This is a genomic window from Flavobacterium sp. (genome assembly GCF_040383245.1).
GTDB lineage: Bacteria > Bacteroidota > Bacteroidia > Flavobacteriales > Flavobacteriaceae > Flavobacterium.
Window position 1 is genome coordinate 54,878 of record NZ_JBEIDX010000007.1, and the last position, 18,626, is coordinate 73,503.

Here is an 18,626-nt window from a genome sequence, read left to right on the forward strand (position 1 = left end):
TAACTTTTTATCAAAGTATAGCGTATAACAAACTGAACCATTAAAAAGCAAAGGAAAATAAATGAGACAGCTTAAAATCACCAAGCAGGTTACCAACCGTGAAACTGCTTCCTTAGACAAATACCTACAAGAAATTGGAAAAGTTGACTTAATTACTGCAGATGAAGAAGTAGAATTAGCGCAACGAATTAAAGCTGGAGACCAACGCGCTTTAGAAAAATTAACAAAAGCCAATTTACGTTTCGTGGTATCTGTTGCTAAACAATATCAAAATCAAGGACTTACGCTTCCTGATTTGATTAACGAAGGAAACTTAGGTTTGATTAAAGCTGCGCAACGATTTGATGAAACTCGTGGATTTAAATTCATTTCCTATGCGGTATGGTGGATTCGTCAATCGATACTTCAAGCACTTGCAGAACAATCTCGTATTGTTCGTTTGCCATTAAATAAAATTGGTTCGATTAATAAAATCAATAAAATGTATGCTTTGTTAGAGCAATCTAACGAAAGACCACCTTCTGCAGAAGAAATTGCAAAAGAGTTGGACATGACTGTGAATGACGTAAAAGAGTCGATGAAAAATTCTGGACGTCACCTTTCTATGGATGCTCCGCTTGTTGAAGGAGAAGATTCTAACCTTTATGATGTATTACGATCTGGAGAATCTCCAAATCCTGATAGAGAATTAATTCACGAATCATTGCGTACCGAAATTGAGCGTTCTTTAGAGACTTTAACTCCAAGAGAAGCCGACGTGGTTCGTTTGTATTTTGGATTAGGCGATCAACACCCAATGACTTTGGAAGAAATTGGAGAAACCTTCGATTTAACTCGTGAGCGTGTGCGTCAAATAAAAGAAAAAGCAATCCGCAGATTAAAACATACTTCTAGAAGTAAAATATTAAAAACATATTTAGGTTAAACCTTATAAAACTCCGGCTCCATACCGGAGTTTTTTAATTATATAAAAATGAAAAATACTCTTATTGCCCCATCCGTACTTGCAGCCGATTTTGCAAACTTACAGCGTGACATCGAAATGATAAACAACAGCCAAGCCGATTGGTTTCATATTGATATTATGGACGGAGTTTTTGTACCCAACATCTCTTTTGGGATGCCCGTATTAGAAGCAATCACTAAACATGCTACGAAAACTATCGATGTGCATTTAATGATTGTTGATCCGGATCGTTATATTACTACATTCAAAAACTTAGGCGCCGATATTCTAACCGTTCATTACGAAGCGTGTACTCATTTACATAGAACACTACAAGCCATTAAAGCTGAAGGAATGAAAGCTGGAGTTGCGCTAAATCCGCATACTAATGTTAGCCTTTTAGAAGACGTTATTAAGGATATCGATATGGTTTGTATTATGAGTGTAAATCCTGGTTTTGGAGGACAATCATTTATTGAAAATACTTATAAAAAAGTAACCCAATTAAAAGAGCTTATTGTTCGAAACAATGCTTCAACTCTAATTGAAATTGATGGCGGAGTAACCAATAAAAATGCCGCCGAATTAGTTCGCGCTGGAGCAGATGTTTTAGTAGCCGGTAATTATGTCTTTAAAGCAGAAGATCCTATTGCAACGATAGCGGATTTGAAAAAAATTACTTCATTATAATTATTTTAGAAATTAAATTAAAAAAGTCCAAGTTAACACTTGGACTTTTTTTTATTTTTTTCTATTTATTCGTGAACTCTATAGATCTATTTTCCAAAGAAATTACCGATTTTTTAGAATTTTTTACATCAAATATGTTGTAAAAAAATAACCCCTAAAACTAAATTTAGAGGCTATTGGTACAAGTGACCGCGAAGGGATTCGAACCCCCAACCCTCAGAGCCGAAATCTGATATTCTATCCAGTTGAACTACGCAGCCTTTTTCTTAGCGCTAACGTCTTATTATACCAATAACTTCTTAACGATAGCTGAGATCACTTTTCCTTCTGCTTGACCGCCAATTTGAGCAGATGCCAAGCCCATAACTTTTCCCATAGAAGCAATTCCTGCAGCTCCTGTATCAGCAATAATTTTTGCAACAATTGCCTCTACTTCACCTTCTGATAATTGCGCAGGAAGAAACTTTTCAATTACAACAATTTGAGCCAATTCGGGTTCAGCTAAATCAGGACGGTTTTGAGTAGTAAAAATCTCTGCGCTGTCTTTTCTCATTTTAACCAATCGTTGCAAGATTTTAATTTCTTCTGCCTCTGTAATTTCTTCTTTTGACCCACTTGAAGTTTGCGCTAACAATAATTCTGATTTAATAGCACGCAAAGCTTCTAATGCAATGGTGTCTTTTGTTCTCATGGCATTTTTCATTTCATCCATGATTTTTACAGATAAACTCATATTTTTTTATTTATAAATTAAATTTAAAGCTAAAATTAAACGCACTGAACTTACGCAAATGCAGGCGTAAAGATAAAAAAAAACCCGAAATCTCTGTAGAAACTTCGGGTTAAAAAAAATATAACTAACTTGTTTAATCTACATTATCATGTAAAAAAGAATTATTAGAACGCAATTGTACATCATCATTACTATCAGTTCCTAAAGACATTCTCGAATTAGAATTTAAACCACCATTATCTGATAATTCAACTCCAAGTCTTTTATAAGCTGGTTCTCTCTCTAATTCTTCTACTCTTGAAGGGTTATTGTGAAACTTATAATTAAACTCTTTTAATTTTCTTCTTCTCTCGTCTGCGCGAAGTTTTAAAGTCTCTTCTATAGTCATGTCTAATGGAGAAATATCTTCGGTATGGGTTGCATATGTTGGTTTGCTTACATCGGCAACTTTCATGGTAATGTTTAATGATTCTTCTAATGGTTCAGAAATAGTCTCTGTAGGTTTAGAGTTCAATAAATCATTATCAATTTCCATATATTCTTCTAACGAATATTTAATAACCCCATTCTCGTTTAATTCGGTTACAGAAACAAACTCGATTGGTTCATTAACCTCGATATTTTTAGTTTCGGCAGTTAAGTCAAAGTAGATATTTTCTTGTTGTTTGGTTTCGATTGTTTTATCTACAGGCAAATCAAAAGCGAATGTAATTTGCTCTTCTTCTCTAGCAAATATTGTTTCATTTACTTTGAATTCGCTAACTAGAGGCGCTTCAATTTGAAAATCTAAATCATTAATTGGAGATACAATTTCAAAAGTAACATCCAAGTTGCGAATGAATTCGTTCATTGCAACTAAATCGTTATCCCCTTTTGCAAAAACAGGCGCTTCAATTACTTCCTCTTCAATTAATTCGAAAATGATTTTTTCTTCTTTTGCAACAATTGGAGCATCAGTAATTAATGGTAATTCGGCAACCGTATTTTGAGTTAAATTATGAACCATTTTTTGATCTTCTTCTAATTGAAGAATAATCTTTTTAGGCTCTGTATTAACGATTTCGTTTTGTTGTTCTACATTAAATCCGGTTGCAATAATAGTTACAGCAATAGCATCTCCATGTGCTTCATCTTCTCCAACACCCATAATTATATTAGCGTTGTAACCTGCTTCGGCTTGAATATGATCGTTAATTTCGCCTATTTCATCAATGGTAATTTCACTAGTTCCAGAAACGATAAGTAACAATACATTTTTAGCTCCCGAAATTTTATTATCATTTAATAAAGGTGAATCTAATGCAGAAATAATAGCTTCTTTTGCTCTATTTTCTCCAGTTGCAACAGCAGATCCCATAATAGCGGTACCGCTATTTGCTAATACTGTTTTAGCATCTTTTAAATCTATATTTTGAGTATAGTGGTGAGTGATCACTTCAGCAATTCCTCTTGATGCAGTTGCTAATACTTCATCTGCTTTAGAGAAACCAGCTTTGAAGCCAAGGTTACCATATACTTCTCTTAATTTATTGTTATTAATGACAATTAAAGAATCTACTTGTTTGCGTAATCTTTCAACTCCAATTAATGCTTGATCTTGACGAACCTTACCTTCAAATTGAAAAGGAATAGTTACAATACCCACTGTAAGAATATCTCTTTCTTTCGCCAATTGAGCAATTACTGGCGCAGCACCTGTTCCGGTTCCACCACCCATTCCTGCAGTAATGAAAACCATTTTGGTATTAGTATCTAACATTTTTTCAATATCGGCAACACTTTCTATTGCAGATTGTTGTCCAACATCTGGATTTGCTCCGGCTCCTAATCCTTCTGTTAAGTTTACACCTAACTGAATTTTATTGGGTACCGGACTATTTTGCAAAGCTTGTGAATCGGTGTTACAAACAATAAAGTCTACGCCTTTAATGCCTTGTTTAAACATGTGGTTGATTGCGTTGCTACCACCACCACCTACACCGATTACTTTAATTACATTGGATTGATTTTTAGGTAAATCAAATGAAATGTTTCCAAATTCTGAGTTGCTCATCATAAAACTTTGGGTTTTTTTATTCTACTTAATATCTTTAATTGTCTTTATTCTGCGTTGTCTAGAAAATCTTTTACTCTTCCTAATATTTTATCCATAAAGGATTCATTAACTTCTGGCTTAGTCGGTTTAACTGGTTGTGCTACCGGTTTAACTTCATTTATTTCTTCTACTTCATCTTTAACTTCAGGCTCGTCCTCAATTATTACCGGAGGTGCTACTCTTGTAATTGTTGGCTGTGGCGCATCTATTATTGAAGCTTGTAATTTGTAGGCACTTTGTGTGTTATTTGCAACACTATTCATTACCAATCCAACTGCTGTAGCAAATAATGGGCTTGATATTTCATCTCCCGAATTACCCGCTAAATGCTCATTTGGATAGCCTATTCTAGTATCCATTCCTGTTATGTATTCTACCAATTGTTTAATGTGTTGCAATTGTGATCCCCCTCCAGTTAATACAATTCCTGCAATTAATTTTTTTCTTGGATCATCATGACCGTATGCTTTAATTTCTGCAAAAACTTGTTCAATAATTTCTACTACTCGAGCATGAATTATTTTAGATAAGTTTTTCAACGAAATTTCTTTAGGCTCTCTTCCTCTTAAACCAGGAATTGATACAATTTCGTTATCTCTATTTTCACCAGGCCAAGCCGAACCAAATTTTACTTTTAATAATTCTGCTTGTTTTTCTATAATCGAACAGCCTTCTTTAATATCATCTGTAATTACATTTCCACCAAATGGAACTACAGCAGTATGGCGAATAATTCCGTCTTTAAAAATAGCCAAATCAGTTGTTCCACCACCTATGTCGATCAAAGCAACACCCGCTTCTTTTTCTTCTTGACTCAATACAGCATCTGCAGAAGCTAGTGGCTCTAAAGTAATTCCGGATAATTCAATTCCGGTACTTTGTACACATCTCACAATATTTCTAATTGAAGAAGCCTGACCTACCACAACATGAAAAGTTGCTTCTAATCTTGACCCATACATTCCTATTGGTTCTTTTATTTCTGCTTGACCATCAATTTTATATTCTTGAGGCAAAACATGTATTATTTCTTCACCAGGTAACATTGCTAATTTGTTAACCTGATCAATTAATGTTTGAATATCTTGTTGCGTTATTACTTCGTCAGAATTTCCTCTGCTGATGTAATCGGTATGTTGAATACTACGAATGTGTTGACCAGCAATTCCAACCACCACATCATTAATTTTATAACCTGAATTTTCCTCTGCATCATTAACGGCTTGTTGAATAGATTGAGTAGTTTGTGTGATGTTATTTACTACACCTCTAGCCACACCTAAACTTTTAGCTTTTCCAATACCTAAAATTTCAAGTTTACCATATTCATTCTTCTTACCAATCATCGCTACGATTTTCGTAGTTCCAATGTCTAAGCCTACCGCAATGCTTTCTCTGTTATCCATATTGTGCCTAATTATTCTAATTCAAGCTTTTTATTTCTTAATTGCTATTTAGTACAAACCACTTGATGACTAAATCTCAAATTTATTTTTTTATATTTTGTTAAAGAACTATCTACAATTGCTTTCTGAAAAAAAGCTTTATAATTGTTAAATTTATTCTCTACTTGAACCATTCTTCCAAACTCAATTTGAAAATCAAAATTTCTATTGGTCATTTTTAAGTCGTCATTTGCGTCTAACTCCACTCCAATTATATTTTTTTTCAAAAAAGGATCTTTGTTAATAACCCTTAAAACTTGAGCCAGTTTTTTTCTGTTTTTTGAACTTATTTCACCTAAAACCAATGGCACCCTAGCCGTATTTAATCCTGATAACGGCATCGTATTTCCCTCATTATCTAGATAATAGGTTCCTACACTATCAAAAACCCTTGCAATTGGGGCCTTTTGTTTGACTATTGCCTTAAGAACTCCATCTACAGTAACATACACCTCTGCTTTATCAACCATAGGGTTATTGTTGATGGAATTTTCCAATTTGTTCAAATTTAAGTCCTCTTTTGCTATACTTCGCACATCCATTTTATTTTCTATTAACAATTTATTAACCGTTTTTTTGCTAATGAAATCTGCATCATTTTCAACAAAAATTACCTCCGTTTTAATGATTTTTCGTTGCAAATTTCTATTGGATGTAAATGCAAATAAAAAGATAACCAACGCTAACATCAGCAATAATCGAAGGTTTATCCAGCTAAAAATTTTCATAATAAAGATTTTTTAATAGATGGTACTAATTCTCCAATATCTCCTGCCCCAATGGTTACAATTACTTTAGCGTCACTTTCTTGTATCGCTTTAATTAATTTTTCTTTGGAAACCAATTTTTTATTTTTATTATTCATTTTTTCTAGTAACCACGAAGAAGTAATTCCAGGCATAGGCAATTCACGAGCAGGATAAATATCCAACAACAGCACTTCATCAAATTGAGATAAGCTTGTTGCAAAATCATCAGCGAAATCTTTGGTTCTACTAAATAAATGTGGCTGAAAAACGGCCAACACTTTTTGATTCGGATACAATTCTCTTACAGCTTGATGCACTGCATTGATTTCGGTTGGATGGTGCGCATAATCATCAATATAAACTAAACTATCTGTTTTAATTTGATAAGAAAAACGACGCTGCACCCCTTTAAAAGTTGCCAATGCATTTTTAATAGCATCGCTTGAAGTGCCATACGTTTTAGCCATTGCCAATGCCATCAAAGCATTCATTAAATTATGATGCCCTGGCAATCCAAAAGCAATATTTGAAATTGTTTCAGATGGAGTTTGCACATCAAAAACATAACTGCTATTTTCTATTCTAATGTTACAGGCCTTAAAAGCTGCTTCATCATTAATTGCAATACTAACTCCTTCTAAATTCATTCCTTTTGGAACAAATAAGTTACTTTTATCTTGAACCTTATCTGCAAATTCTCTGAATGAATCTTCAATTGCTGCTTTATCTCCATAGATATCCAAATGATCTGCATCCATTGATGTAACGCAAGCAATATTTGGATGCAAATGCAAAAACGAACGATCAAACTCATCGGCTTCTACAACAGTCACTGTTTTACCGGTTCCAATTAAATTGGAATGGTAATTCTCTACAATTCCACCAAGGAAAGCCGTAACATCAGCTCCGCTTTCATATAATATGTGCCCAAGAATACTTGAAGTCGTTGTTTTTCCGTGTGTTCCGGCAACGGCAAAACAAAAGGTGTCTTTAGTAATTATTCCTAAGACTTCAGCACGCTTTTTTATTGTATAATCACGCTCCACAAAATAATTCCACTCCGAATGCGTAACCGGAACCGCTGGCGTTACAATCACCAAAGTGTTTTCGGTATAAAAATTGGCTGGAATTAAATTAATATTGTCTTCAAAATGAATATCCATTCCGTCTGCAATTAATTCGTCTGTTAGCGTGGTTGGGGTTTTATCGTAACCCGAAACCTTTTTTCCAACATTCTGAAAATAGCGAGCCAAAGCACTCATCCCGATGCCTCCAATTCCTATAAAATAGACGTTATGTATTTGGTTACTATTCATTTTATTCCAATCTTAATTTCTAAGATTTTATTAATTTTATTATTTCTGCTACGATATCTTTAGTTGCATTTGGCTTAGCCAACATCTTAATATTTTTACTTAATTCTTTTTGTAAATTTTCATTTGAAATTAAATTGGAAAAAGTTGTTTCAAACTTTTCATCCAATTCTGATTCTTTGATAAGGATTGCTCCTTTTTTATCTACAATTGCATTGGCATTTTTTGTTTGGTGGTCTTCGGCTACATTTGGTGACGGAATAAAAATTGTTGGTTTTCCTACCAAACACAATTCGGATACCGATGAAGCTCCAGCTCTTGAAATCACAAAATCGGAAGCGGCATAAATCAAATCCATTCGATCAATAAAGGCAACCACCTGAACATCTGTTCTTTTGTTGTAAATTTGATATTCATCAAAATACAACTTACCGCATTGCCAAAAAACTTGAATGTCGTTTGCCAAAAGAAAATCCAATTCTTTTTCAATTAATCGGTTTAATCTACGTGCACCCAAACTTCCACCAAGAACTAAAAGCGTCTTTTTGGAAGCATCCAAATTAAAATAGGTTATGCCTTCGTATTTTTTTGAATCTACATCCAACAAATCTTGTCTAACCGGATTTCCCGTTAATACAATTTTATTTTTTGGAAAAAATCGATCCAAATTATCGTAAGCCACACAAATTGAATTTGCTTTTTTACTCAACAGTTTATTGGTAATCCCCGGATAGGAATTTTGCTCCTGAATAACCGTTGGAATATTTAAACTGTTTGCTACTTGCAATAAAGGTCCGCTAGCGAAACCGCCGGTTCCTATTACCGCATCGGGCTGGAAGTTTTTTATTATTTTTTTTGATTTCCACAAACTACTTAATAATTTAAATGGAAACATTAAATTTTGTAAAGTCAATTTTCTTTGCAATCCTGCAATCCAAAGACCTTCAATTTTGTATCCTGCCTGGGGCACTTTTTGCATTTCCATTTTATCTTGTGCTCCAACAAATAAAATTTCAGCATCTGGAAAATGAGATTTCAATTCATTAGCGATGGCTATTGCAGGATAAATATGTCCTCCCGTTCCGCCGCCACTTAATATGAATTTATAGTTTTTCATTTTCTAATTATTTTTTGTTTTGAACTGCTTTTAATGGGTTTTCTGTAATTGAGAAATCGTCTTCAACTTCTTCGTATTCTTCTTCGTCCTCTTGTAATTGTTTGTCAATTAATTTTTGAAGCGCATCCTCTCTTTTTTGTTTTTCTTCTAATTCTTGAGCAACCTCTTCTTCTTTTTTGGTTACACTAAGAATAATTCCAATTGCGATACAAGTCATCCAAATGGAACTCCCTCCCGAACTAATTAACGGTAACGTTTGACCGGTTACTGGAAGTAATTCAACAGCAACTGCCATATTTATTATTGCCTGGAATACTATTGGAAATCCGAGGCCTACCACTACTAATTTTCCAAAAAGCGAATTGGCTTTGTGAGCTGCAATTACAAATCGGGTAAGTAATAATAAATACAAACCTATTACAGTTAGGGCTCCAATTAATCCATATTCTTCTACGATGATTGCAAAAATAAAATCGGATGAAGATTGTGGTAAAAAGTTTTTCTGTACACTTTTTCCGGGTCCTAATCCATACAACCCACCAGAAGCGATGGCTATTTTGGCATTTTTAATTTGGTAATCGTCTTCGCCAGGTTTGTCACTTGTAAAATTTTCAATACGGTTTTTCCAGGTATCTACCCTGTTTCTAAAAGCATCTGGAAAAGCAATAACAACTAATACAAAAAGCGTTAGCGCTGCAGCCCCGGTTCCTATAATTATCCCTATATATTTTAATGGATATTGCCCAATAAAAGTGAGCATTATTACCATTGCAAAAATTAGGGCTGCCGTAGAAAAATTGGCTGGTAATATTAGTGCCAGCGTGATAAACACCGGAATCCATAACTCTATAAAGGAAGTTTGAAAACTAACTTTCTCTTCTCTTTTTCTTGATAAATAGCGGGCTACATATACATACAAAACAATGGCTGCCAAAGTAGAAGTTTGAAATGAAATTCCAATAAATGGAATTTCTACCCAACGACTAGCATTGGCTCCCTCAATTACAGTTCCTTTAAATAATGTATAGGCAAGTAATACCCAAATTACTGGCAATGTAATTAGAGAGAGAGCTCTAAAATAATGATAAGGTATCTTATGAATTTTGTAGATAATGAAAAACCCTAAGAAAACTTGAAGCGCATGTTTTAGTAAATAGGTAACCGCATTACCAGATCCTTGGCGGGTGTATGCCAAATTACTACTTGCACTATAAACAGACATAAATGAAAATAAGGCCAGTAGCGCAACGAATGCCCAAATGACTTTGTCTCCTTTTAAACTGTTTATTAATTCTTTCATAATTGGGTGTTGAGTATTGGGTTTGATTTTTACTTTTACCTAAGACAAAATACTATAGAATCTATTTTATAAATTTCTAACTTCACTCTTAAATTGATTTCCACGATCTTCATAATTTTCGAATAAATCAAAACTTGCGCATGCAGGAGAAAGTAAAACAGAATCTCCCTTTTCGGCAATATGTCTTGCTGTATTTACTGCATCGTGCATATTATCTACTTCTACCATAATATCAACCATGTTACCAAAAGCATCAATAATTTTTTTATTTTCCACTCCTAAACAAATAATTGCTTTTACTTTTTCAAATACTAAAGGCATTAATTCAGCATAATCATTTCCTTTATCTACACCCCCAACAATCCAAACCGTAGGTGTTTTCATACTATCGAGTGCAAAAAAAGTAGCGTTTACATTAGTTGCTTTACTGTCGTTAATGTATTGCACATTTTGAATTTTAAGCACTTTTTCTAAACGATGTTCTACACCTTGAAAATTGGATAAACTTTCGCGAATGGTTTGTTTTCTTATGCGTAAAATATTAGCAACCGAAGTAGCTGCCATTGCATTTTTAAAATTATGTTTTCCCTCTAATGCGATATCAGCGGTATCCATTAAAAACTCTTCTTCGTTGATGTTGATTTCCATAGTATTATTTTTTAAAATTGCCCCTTTCTCAAGGTTCTTGGTGATTGAAAATGGTATTAATTGTGCTTTAACTTTATTGTTTTGTAACCAATTTTGACTTGCTTGATCATCTGCATCGTAGATTAGATAATCTTGATTGGTTTGGTTTTTTGTTATTCTAAATTTTGATTCTATATAATTTTCATATTTGTATTCGTAGCGATCTAAATGGTCTGGACTAATGTTTGTAAGAATTGCAATGTGTGGCTTGTAATTTATAATTCCGTCCAGCTGAAAACTGCTTAATTCTAAAACATAGTAGTCAAAGTTTTCATCGGCAACTTGCCAGGCAAAACTTTTTCCAATATTTCCACCAAGACCTACATTCAAACCTGCTTCTTTAAGTAAATGATAAGTAAGCATGGTAGTAGTTGTTTTTCCATTACTTCCGGTAATCCCAATTGTTATTGCATCCGTAAATGGCGCTGCAAATTCAATTTCAGAAATCACAGGAATTTTCTTTTCAACTAATTTTTTTACAATTGGTGCTTTATCTGGAATTCCTGGGCTTTTCATTACTACATCAGCATTCAGAATTAACGCTTCTGTATGCTGTTCGTCTTCCCATTTAATTTCATTATTTGTAAGAACTTCTTTGTAATTATCTTTTATTTTTCCAAAATCGGAAACAAAAACATCGTATCCTTTTTTCTTTCCTAATATGGCGGTACCCACTCCACTTTCGCCACCTCCAAGAATAACTAACCTTGGCATTATCTTAGTTTTAATGTTACAATAGCTACGATTGCCAATAGTATGGTCACAATCCAAAAACGAGTAACAATTTTGCTTTCATGGTATCCTTTTTTCTGATAATGGTGATGCAGCGGCGACATTAGGAAAACACGTCGTCCTTCACCAAAACGTTTCTTTGTGTATTTGAAATAAGCAACCTGAATAATTACTGAAGCACTTTCTGCAAAGAAAATAGCACATAACACAGGCAACAACATTTCTTTTCTTACCGAAATTGCCAGTACAGCAATGATTCCACCAATGGTTAAACTACCGGTGTCACCCATAAACACAGATGCTGGATACGAATTGTACCATAAAAATCCTACTAAAGCTCCTGCAAATGCAGAAACAAATACAGTCATCTCTCCAGAGTTTGGGATGTACATTACATTTAAATAACTTGATAATATGATGTTACCCGAGATGAAGGTGAATATACCTATCGCCAGGACTGATATTGCCGAGGTTCCGGCTGCAAGACCATCAATTCCATCGGTTAAATTGGCTCCATTAGAAACAGCTGTTATAATAAAAATTACAATCGGAATAAATATTAACCAAGCCCATTTCTCATATCCTTCACCTGTCCATTCTAGTACTTTTGCATAATCTAATTCGTTGTTTTTGGTAAACGGAATGGTTGTAGTAGTAGATTTTACTTCTCTACCTTGAGTGCTAATTGTGTTTTCTGTTTGATTGAAAGCAACTGGTTTTGCCACTTTTTCACGAACAGTTACACCTGGGTGAAAATAAAGTACCGAACCTACAATTAGTCCTAATCCAACTTGACCAATAACTTTGAAGATTCCCTTTAACCCTTGTTTGTCTTTTTTGAATATCTTAATGTAATCATCAATAAACCCAATTGTACCCATCCAAATGGTGGTAATGATTAATAATACAATATAAATGTTGTTTAATTTTGTAAGCAATAAAACCGGTATCAGCGTTGCAATGATGATAATGATTCCTCCCATTGTTGGCGTTCCTGCCTTTTGGTTTTGACCAGCTAAACCTAATTCTCTAACTGTTTCTCCTACTTGCTTATTTTTTAAAATGGTAATTATTTTCTTACCATAAACTGTAGAAATTAAAAGAGATAACATTAATGCCAATGCAGATCTAAAAGTTATATATTGAAAAACCCCTGTTCCAGGAACATCTAAAGTTTTGTCTAAATATTCAAATAAGTAGTATAACATAGTTCTTTAGGTATTTTCGGTTATTAGCTTAATAATTCTTTTACAGTTTCCATATCGTCAAAATGGTGTCTTACTCCATTAATCTCTTGATAATTTTCATGACCTTTACCTGCAATCAAAATGATATCATTTGCATTGGCCAACTGACAAGCTGTTTTTATAGCTTGTTTTCTATCTTCAATAGAAAGTGTCTTTTTATAATTTTGAGGCTCCACTCCTTTTTCCATTTCTGAAATAATAGTTGCCGGATTTTCAGTTCTTGGATTGTCAGAAGTAAAAATTACGGTATCGCTCATTTGTGAAGCGATATTTGCCATAATTGGACGTTTCGTTTTATCACGATCTCCACCACATCCTACAACCGAAATCAATTTTTCATTATTAGTTCGGATGTCATTGATGGTTTTTAATACATTTTCTAAAGCATCTGGAGTATGCGCATAATCAACGATAGCAGTTACTTTATCAGCAGAAACAATATATTGGAATCGTCCAGAAACGCTTTCTAATTCTGATAATAAGCGTAATGCTTCCAAGCTATCCATACCTAATTCAATAGCAGTTCCATAAATTGCTAATAAATTATAAGCATTAAAAGTTCCTATTAATTTTACCCAAACTTCATTATCGTTGATTTTTAACAACAATCCCGACAACTGATATTCTAATATTTGCGCTCTATAATCGGCATACGATTTTAAGGCATAGGTTAATTTTTTTGCCGAAGTATTTTGCAACATTACCGCCCCATTTTTATCATCAACATTAGTTAATGCAAAAGCAGTTTTTGGCAAATGATCAAAAAATGATTTTTTAACATCTCTATATTCTGCGAATGTTGGGTGGTAATCTAAATGGTCGTGCGATAAATTTGTGAAAACACCCCCTTCAAAATGAAGTCCTTCGGTGCGTTTTTGGTGCACTCCATGCGAGCTCACTTCCATAAAACAATATTCACAACCCACCGCAATCATTTCGTTTAAATAATAATTGATAGATAATGAATCAGGCGTAGTATGTGTTGCTTTATATTCGGTTTCATCCACCATAATTTTTACGGTAGATAACAAGCCTACTTTGTACCCTGCTTTCTTATATAATTGATACAATAAAGAGGCAATAGTTGTTTTTCCGTTGGTGCCGGTAACTCCTACTAATCGAATTTTATCTGAAGGATTATTATAAAAATTAGCAGCAATAAATGCCAATGCCGAATTGGTATCTTTTACTTGAATGTAAGTAATATTTGCAACAATTACCTCAGGCAACGTATCGCAAACAATAGCCGCAGCACCCAGACTAATTGCTTTTTCTATGAATTCATGTCCATCAGAAACGGTTCCGCGAATAGCTACGAAAACATCATTTTCTTGCACTTTTCTAGAATCGAATTCGATTTTCTGAATAGCAACATCTGTCAAACCTTTTACAGCTTCGATGCTTACTTTATATAATATGTCTTTTAATAACATTTTCATATTCCTAGGATAATTCTAACAGTATTAAAGTGTTTTTTGAAATAGAGCCTCCCGCCGGAATGGATTGTCTTTTTACTTTTCCAATTCCTTTAACTTTTACTTTAACTCCTAAGTTTCCTAATAAAGCAACGGCATCCATACCTGGCATTCCTTTTAAATTTGGAATCGTATTTTTTACTGTTTGCGCTTTAGGATCACTATCTCTAAAATTATTTTCTTGAACTGCTATTTTCTTATTTAGATTTTTTATTTCGTTAGTAGAAGGCGCATCTGTAAATATTTTTTGAGCGATTCTTTTAAAAACCGGTCCAGCAACATCGGCTCCATAATATCCTTTGTTTGCCGCATCTGGTTTATGAACCACTACAATGCAAGAATATTTTGGGTTTTCTGCTGGAAAATAACCCACAAAAGACGAAATGTAATGCTTGTCGTTTCCACCATTTGTTCCATAATTTGCTTGAGCAGTACCCGTTTTTCCTGCCATTGAAAAGTCTTTAGAATACAGTGATTTCCCAGTTCCTTTTTCAACTACATTTTTCAAAACTGCTTGAATTTTTTTTACCGTTTCATCCGAACATATCTTCGAATTGATGACTTCTTTATCGTATTTTTTGATTGTTTTACTCCACTCTTTAATCTCCGATACAAATTGTGGTTTAATCATTTCACCATTATTGGCAATAGCATTATACAAGGTTAATGTTTGCAATGGCGTTACGGCAACTCCATATCCAAAAGCCATCCAAGGCAATGCAATAGCGCTCCATCTTTTATCTGCAGGATGAGGAATAATTGGCGTTCCCTCTCCCTGAATTGGCAACCCTAATGGCTTGTTTAAGCCCATTCTATCAATACGATCGATGAATTGTTTTGGATTGTTTCTGTAGTTTTCATAAACTGCCTGAACCATCACCGTATTGGATGAAATCTCCATTCCACGGCCTAAAGAAATTTTTTGAGTTCCTCCTCTATGAGAATCTTCTACATCTTTACCGTAAATCTTAATTAACCCACCTTTTCTATCATATATCTTACTGGTATCAACTTTTTTATCATCCAACAATGCAATCAAATCCACTAACTTGAAAGTAGAACCTGGCTCGTGCGCCTCCTTAATAGCGTAATTTTCAGTTTCATAATAAGTATCACCTGAAGCGGATTTACCTAAATTAGAAATCGCTTTTATTTGACCGGTTTTGGTTTCCATAACTACTACGCAACCGTGCTCTGCATTATATTCTTGCAATTGTTTCAATAAAGCATGGTGCGCAATGTCTTGAATGTAAACATCTAAACTTGAAATAACATCATATCCATCTTGTGGATCCACAACATTTACATCTCTGATTGGTTTCCATTGTCCTTTTGCAATTTTTTGCTTTAAGATTTTACCATCTTTCCCATTCAAATATTTGCTAAAGGCACCTTCAATACCAACTTGCTTTCTTTCTCCGTCTTCATTAATTTTATCGTAACCAATAGTTCTTTCGGCAATTTGACCAATAGGATGAACTCTAACAGGCTTTTGCTCAACTATAATTCCGCCTTTATTAGATCCTTTTTCAAATAATGGAAATGCTTTAATTTTTGAATACTCAGTGTAGCTTAATTTATCAGCGATAAGCGTGTAACGATTTTTAGTATTTCGCGCTTTTCTTAAAATAGCTTCATAATAAGAACTTGGTTTGCCAAATAATCTTCCTAATTTTTCAGAAAGTGGTTTTACATTTTTTTCGAAAACTTCTTCTTTTGGAACTACTGCATCAAAACGGATGGTATAATTTGGAATTGATGTAGCCAATAAACTTCCGTCCGAAGAATAAATATTTCCTTTATTTGCACGAATAACACACATTTTAACCGTAAGGTCCTTAGCTAATTTTCGATAATGTGCACCATGAACCCACTGAATATTAGTCAGTTTTAATGTAATTGCCGTAGCCATCAAAAAGATCACTAATGCAACTAAATAAATACGGTAAGAGGTGTTTTTATCTTCTATTGCCATAACTTATCGAAGAAACTTTTTTCTTTAGTTGTTTTAACTTTTATCTTAACTGGAGGTACCTGAGACGGAACAACTCCTCTTGATTTCATTTTTTCAGAAACAGTAGATTCCATTCTCAATTTCATTAATTCGGATCTTCTGTCTACAAATTCAGATCGTAATTCTTTAACTTCATTAGTTAGATCTGCAATTCTGAATATTTTCTGATCGTATTGATGTGAATTTGCAATCATAATGATTGCTAAAACCACTATAAAAAGTATAAATCGCCAATTTTTGGTAGCATCTTCATTAACAAGAAATCTTGCTTTTAATAAGTTGAATACTCCGCCTTTCATAATTGCATTTATGTATTTATCTGTAACTTAATTTAAAAACTACTTCTTTTCTGCTATTCTTAACTTGGCACTTCTGGCTCTGTTATTTAGCTTTATTTCGGCTTCTGTTGGGACAATAAGTTTCTCAACAATCCTGAAAGGGACTGAGAAATTTCCAAAGAAATCGCGTTCTGGCTCCCCTTCAAATAAGCCATTTTTCATGAATCGTTTCACCAATCGATCTTCTAATGAATGGTAAGAGATAACACTTAACCTTCCTTCTGGCTTCAAAATTTCTAGAGATTGCTCTAAAAATTCTTTCAAAACCTCCATTTCCTGATTCACTTCAATTCGAACTGCCTGATATATTTGCGCAAGAATTTTATTCTTAAATTGTTCAGGCAAATATTTATTCAAAACTATTTTTAACTCGTCTGTGGTTTTAATCGTAGCTCTTTCCCTTGCTTCTACAATAGTTCTTGCTATAGCTGGAGCCGCTTTCAACTCTCCATAATCTAAAAACACACGCTTTAAGTTGGCTTCGTCATATTCATTAATCACTTTGCTTGCATCCAACTCGTTTCTTTTACTCATTCGCATATCTAAATCGGCATCAAAACGAGTAGAAAAACCTCTTTCTGGAACATCAAACTGATGCGAAGAAACTCCTAGATCGGCTAATATTCCGTCTACTTGCTTCACTCCATGAAATCTCAAAAAACGTTTTATATATCTAAAATTCTCTTGAATTAAAGTAAATCTTTCATCTGGTAAGGCGTTCGCCCAGGCATCTTCATCTTGATCAAATGCAAACAATTTTCCGTTTGCGCCAAGTCGAGTTACTATTTCTTTTGAATGTCCGCCGCCGCCAAAAGTGACATCAACATAAATTCCATCTGGTTGAATATTTAAACCATCTACCGTTTCTTTAAGTAAAACTGGGTTATGATATTCCATCTGCGTCGTCTTTTACATCACCCATTACTTCTTCTGCCAAGTCGGCAAAATCAACCACTGAATCATCAATAGCTTTTTCGTAAAGATTCTTATCCCATATTTCAATAATATTCACTGCAGAAGAAAGAACAATGTCTTTATTAATTTGCGCAAAACCAGTTAAATCCTTTGGAACTAATAATCGCCCAAGCGCATCAATTTCAACCACTTTTACACCTGCAGTAAAACGACGAATAAAATCATTATTCTTTTTTACAAATCGATTCAACTTGTTGATTTTCTGCATCATTAACTCCCATTCTTTCATTGGATAAAGCTCCAAACAAGGCTGAAAAACAGAACGCTTCAAGACAAATCCGTCTTGAAGAGAGGCAGCTAATTGCTTCTTGAAAGGCGCTGGCAACAACAGCCTTCCTTTAGCATCTACTTTACACTCATATGTTCCTATTAATGAATTCAAAAAACTAATTATTTAATGATATGAAGCAAAAATATAAAATAATTTACCACCTTTTACCACTTTCTACCACATTGTTAATAAGTTTTTAAAATTGGTCAATTTTTGAGTTTTAATATTCACTGAATTATTAAATAAAACTAACTAATTTGATGTGATTTACTAAAATTTAGTAATAAATTAAGTGTTAAATTAGAATATATTGCGAAAAATGTAATCAGATAAAAGTGGGAATGATTTATATACCATTTTAATAAGTAGTTGAAATGATGAAGATTAAATAAATTTGTAGTTAATACCACCGAAGCCCAACAAAAACAATAGTTTTAACTAATTTAATTTTCAATAAATAGGTTTTTTATATTAAAAGTTTATATTTGTATCACTATAA

General features: G+C 33.7%; 16 protein-coding genes and 1 tRNA gene. 2 read left to right on the top strand and 15 right to left on the bottom strand.

The window, feature by feature from the left end; translation table 11 throughout:
* Positions 1-61: 61 nt before the first annotated feature.
* Both ABWO08_RS04740 and rpe read left to right on the top strand, forming a co-directional pair.
* Positions 62-925, top strand: coding sequence for a sigma-70 family RNA polymerase sigma factor (locus ABWO08_RS04740; RefSeq protein ID WP_007804760.1), 864 nt, complete (start codon positions 62-64; stop codon positions 923-925).
* A 48-nt stretch (positions 926-973) separates the two neighbouring features.
* Positions 974-1,636, top strand: a complete 663-nt coding sequence (rpe, locus tag ABWO08_RS04745) for a ribulose-phosphate 3-epimerase (protein ID WP_353083909.1) — start codon at positions 974-976, stop codon at positions 1,634-1,636.
* A 186-nt stretch (positions 1,637-1,822) separates the two neighbouring features.
* Here rpe and ABWO08_RS04750 read toward each other — a convergent pair.
* The 15 genes from ABWO08_RS04750 to mraZ form a co-directional block, all read right to left on the bottom strand.
* Positions 1,823-1,896 (bottom strand) — tRNA-Arg (locus ABWO08_RS04750).
* Positions 1,897-1,919: 23 nt separating this feature from the next.
* Positions 1,920-2,369 carry a GatB/YqeY domain-containing protein gene (locus ABWO08_RS04755; protein WP_353083910.1) on the bottom strand — a complete coding sequence of 150 codons (450 nt, stop codon included), beginning with the start codon at positions 2,367-2,369 and terminating at the stop codon, positions 1,920-1,922.
* Positions 2,370-2,502: 133 nt separating this feature from the next.
* Positions 2,503-4,425, bottom strand: coding sequence for a cell division protein FtsZ (gene ftsZ / locus ABWO08_RS04760; RefSeq protein ID WP_353083911.1), 1,923 nt, complete (start codon positions 4,423-4,425; stop codon positions 2,503-2,505).
* A gap of 44 nt (positions 4,426-4,469) precedes the next feature.
* A complete protein-coding gene (ftsA, locus tag ABWO08_RS04765) occupies positions 4,470-5,870 on the bottom strand; it encodes a cell division protein FtsA (protein ID WP_353083912.1) in 1,401 nt (466 codons plus the stop codon).
* Between the two features lie 44 nt (positions 5,871-5,914).
* Complete coding sequence (locus ABWO08_RS04770) at positions 5,915-6,637, bottom strand: cell division protein FtsQ/DivIB (protein ID WP_353083913.1); 723 nt, start codon at positions 6,635-6,637, stop codon at positions 5,915-5,917.
* On the bottom strand, positions 6,634-7,974 hold the full coding sequence (gene murC / locus ABWO08_RS04775) for a UDP-N-acetylmuramate--L-alanine ligase (protein WP_353083914.1): 1,341 nt from the start codon (positions 7,972-7,974) through the stop codon (positions 6,634-6,636). Before murC ends, ABWO08_RS04770 begins: the two co-directional genes overlap by 4 nt.
* 19 nt (positions 7,975-7,993) lie before the next feature.
* Positions 7,994-9,088 (bottom strand): undecaprenyldiphospho-muramoylpentapeptide beta-N-acetylglucosaminyltransferase, encoded by a 1,095-nt coding sequence (gene murG, locus ABWO08_RS04780; protein WP_353083915.1) that lies wholly within the window; start codon positions 9,086-9,088, stop codon positions 7,994-7,996.
* A gap of 7 nt (positions 9,089-9,095) precedes the next feature.
* Positions 9,096-10,388 (bottom strand): FtsW/RodA/SpoVE family cell cycle protein, encoded by a 1,293-nt coding sequence (locus ABWO08_RS04785; RefSeq protein WP_353083916.1) that lies wholly within the window; start codon positions 10,386-10,388, stop codon positions 9,096-9,098.
* A gap of 66 nt (positions 10,389-10,454) precedes the next feature.
* On the bottom strand, positions 10,455-11,789 hold the full coding sequence (gene murD, locus ABWO08_RS04790) for a UDP-N-acetylmuramoyl-L-alanine--D-glutamate ligase (protein ID WP_353083917.1): 1,335 nt from the start codon (positions 11,787-11,789) through the stop codon (positions 10,455-10,457).
* Positions 11,789-13,015: a phospho-N-acetylmuramoyl-pentapeptide-transferase gene (gene mraY / locus ABWO08_RS04795; protein ID WP_353083918.1), complete on the bottom strand. Its 1,227-nt coding sequence runs from the start codon at positions 13,013-13,015 to the stop codon at positions 11,789-11,791. Before mraY ends, murD begins: the two co-directional genes overlap by 1 nt.
* A 23-nt stretch (positions 13,016-13,038) precedes the next feature.
* Positions 13,039-14,487, bottom strand: coding sequence for a UDP-N-acetylmuramoyl-L-alanyl-D-glutamate--2,6-diaminopimelate ligase (locus ABWO08_RS04800; protein ID WP_502902955.1), 1,449 nt, complete (start codon positions 14,485-14,487; stop codon positions 13,039-13,041).
* A gap of 10 nt (positions 14,488-14,497) precedes the next feature.
* On the bottom strand, positions 14,498-16,504 hold the full coding sequence (locus tag ABWO08_RS04805) for a PASTA domain-containing penicillin-binding protein (protein ID WP_353083920.1): 2,007 nt from the start codon (positions 16,502-16,504) through the stop codon (positions 14,498-14,500).
* Complete coding sequence (locus tag ABWO08_RS04810) at positions 16,495-16,842, bottom strand: FtsL-like putative cell division protein (RefSeq protein WP_353083921.1); 348 nt, start codon at positions 16,840-16,842, stop codon at positions 16,495-16,497. Before ABWO08_RS04810 ends, ABWO08_RS04805 begins: the two co-directional genes overlap by 10 nt.
* 39 nt (positions 16,843-16,881) lie before the next feature.
* The gene (gene rsmH, locus ABWO08_RS04815; protein ID WP_353083922.1) at positions 16,882-17,778 is read right to left on the bottom strand and encodes a 16S rRNA (cytosine(1402)-N(4))-methyltransferase RsmH; all 897 of its coding nucleotides are present in this window, start codon (positions 17,776-17,778) and stop codon (positions 16,882-16,884) included.
* The gene (mraZ, locus tag ABWO08_RS04820) at positions 17,765-18,238 is read right to left on the bottom strand and encodes a division/cell wall cluster transcriptional repressor MraZ (protein ID WP_353083923.1); all 474 of its coding nucleotides are present in this window, start codon (positions 18,236-18,238) and stop codon (positions 17,765-17,767) included. Before mraZ ends, rsmH begins: the two co-directional genes overlap by 14 nt.
* Positions 18,239-18,626: the final 388 nt, after the last annotated feature.

What these genes read in the sequence shown, in the direction of transcription:
- ABWO08_RS04740 (WP_007804760.1), top strand. Translation starts at nt 62, where the DNA reads ATGAGACAGCTTAAAATCACCAAGCAGGTTACCAACCGTGAAACTGCT.
- rpe (WP_353083909.1), top strand. Translation starts at nt 974, where the DNA reads ATGAAAAATACTCTTATTGCCCCATCCGTACTTGCAGCCGATTTTGCA.
- ABWO08_RS04755 (WP_353083910.1), bottom strand. Translation starts at nt 2,369, where the DNA reads ATGAGTTTATCTGTAAAAATCATGGATGAAATGAAAAATGCCATGAGA.
- ftsZ (WP_353083911.1), bottom strand. Translation starts at nt 4,425, where the DNA reads ATGATGAGCAACTCAGAATTTGGAAACATTTCATTTGATTTACCTAAA.
- ftsA (WP_353083912.1), bottom strand. Translation starts at nt 5,870, where the DNA reads ATGGATAACAGAGAAAGCATTGCGGTAGGCTTAGACATTGGAACTACG.
- ABWO08_RS04770 (WP_353083913.1), bottom strand. Translation starts at nt 6,637, where the DNA reads ATGAAAATTTTTAGCTGGATAAACCTTCGATTATTGCTGATGTTAGCG.
- murC (WP_353083914.1), bottom strand. Translation starts at nt 7,974, where the DNA reads ATGAATAGTAACCAAATACATAACGTCTATTTTATAGGAATTGGAGGC.
- murG (WP_353083915.1), bottom strand. Translation starts at nt 9,088, where the DNA reads ATGAAAAACTATAAATTCATATTAAGTGGCGGCGGAACGGGAGGACAT.
- ABWO08_RS04785 (WP_353083916.1), bottom strand. Translation starts at nt 10,388, where the DNA reads ATGAAAGAATTAATAAACAGTTTAAAAGGAGACAAAGTCATTTGGGCA.
- murD (WP_353083917.1), bottom strand. Translation starts at nt 11,789, where the DNA reads ATGCCAAGGTTAGTTATTCTTGGAGGTGGCGAAAGTGGAGTGGGTACC.
- mraY (WP_353083918.1), bottom strand. Translation starts at nt 13,015, where the DNA reads ATGTTATACTACTTATTTGAATATTTAGACAAAACTTTAGATGTTCCT.
- ABWO08_RS04800 (WP_502902955.1), bottom strand. Translation starts at nt 14,487, where the DNA reads ATGTTATTAAAAGACATATTATATAAAGTAAGCATCGAAGCTGTAAAA.
- ABWO08_RS04805 (WP_353083920.1), bottom strand. Translation starts at nt 16,504, where the DNA reads ATGGCAATAGAAGATAAAAACACCTCTTACCGTATTTATTTAGTTGCA.
- ABWO08_RS04810 (WP_353083921.1), bottom strand. Translation starts at nt 16,842, where the DNA reads ATGAAAGGCGGAGTATTCAACTTATTAAAAGCAAGATTTCTTGTTAAT.
- rsmH (WP_353083922.1), bottom strand. Translation starts at nt 17,778, where the DNA reads ATGGAATATCATAACCCAGTTTTACTTAAAGAAACGGTAGATGGTTTA.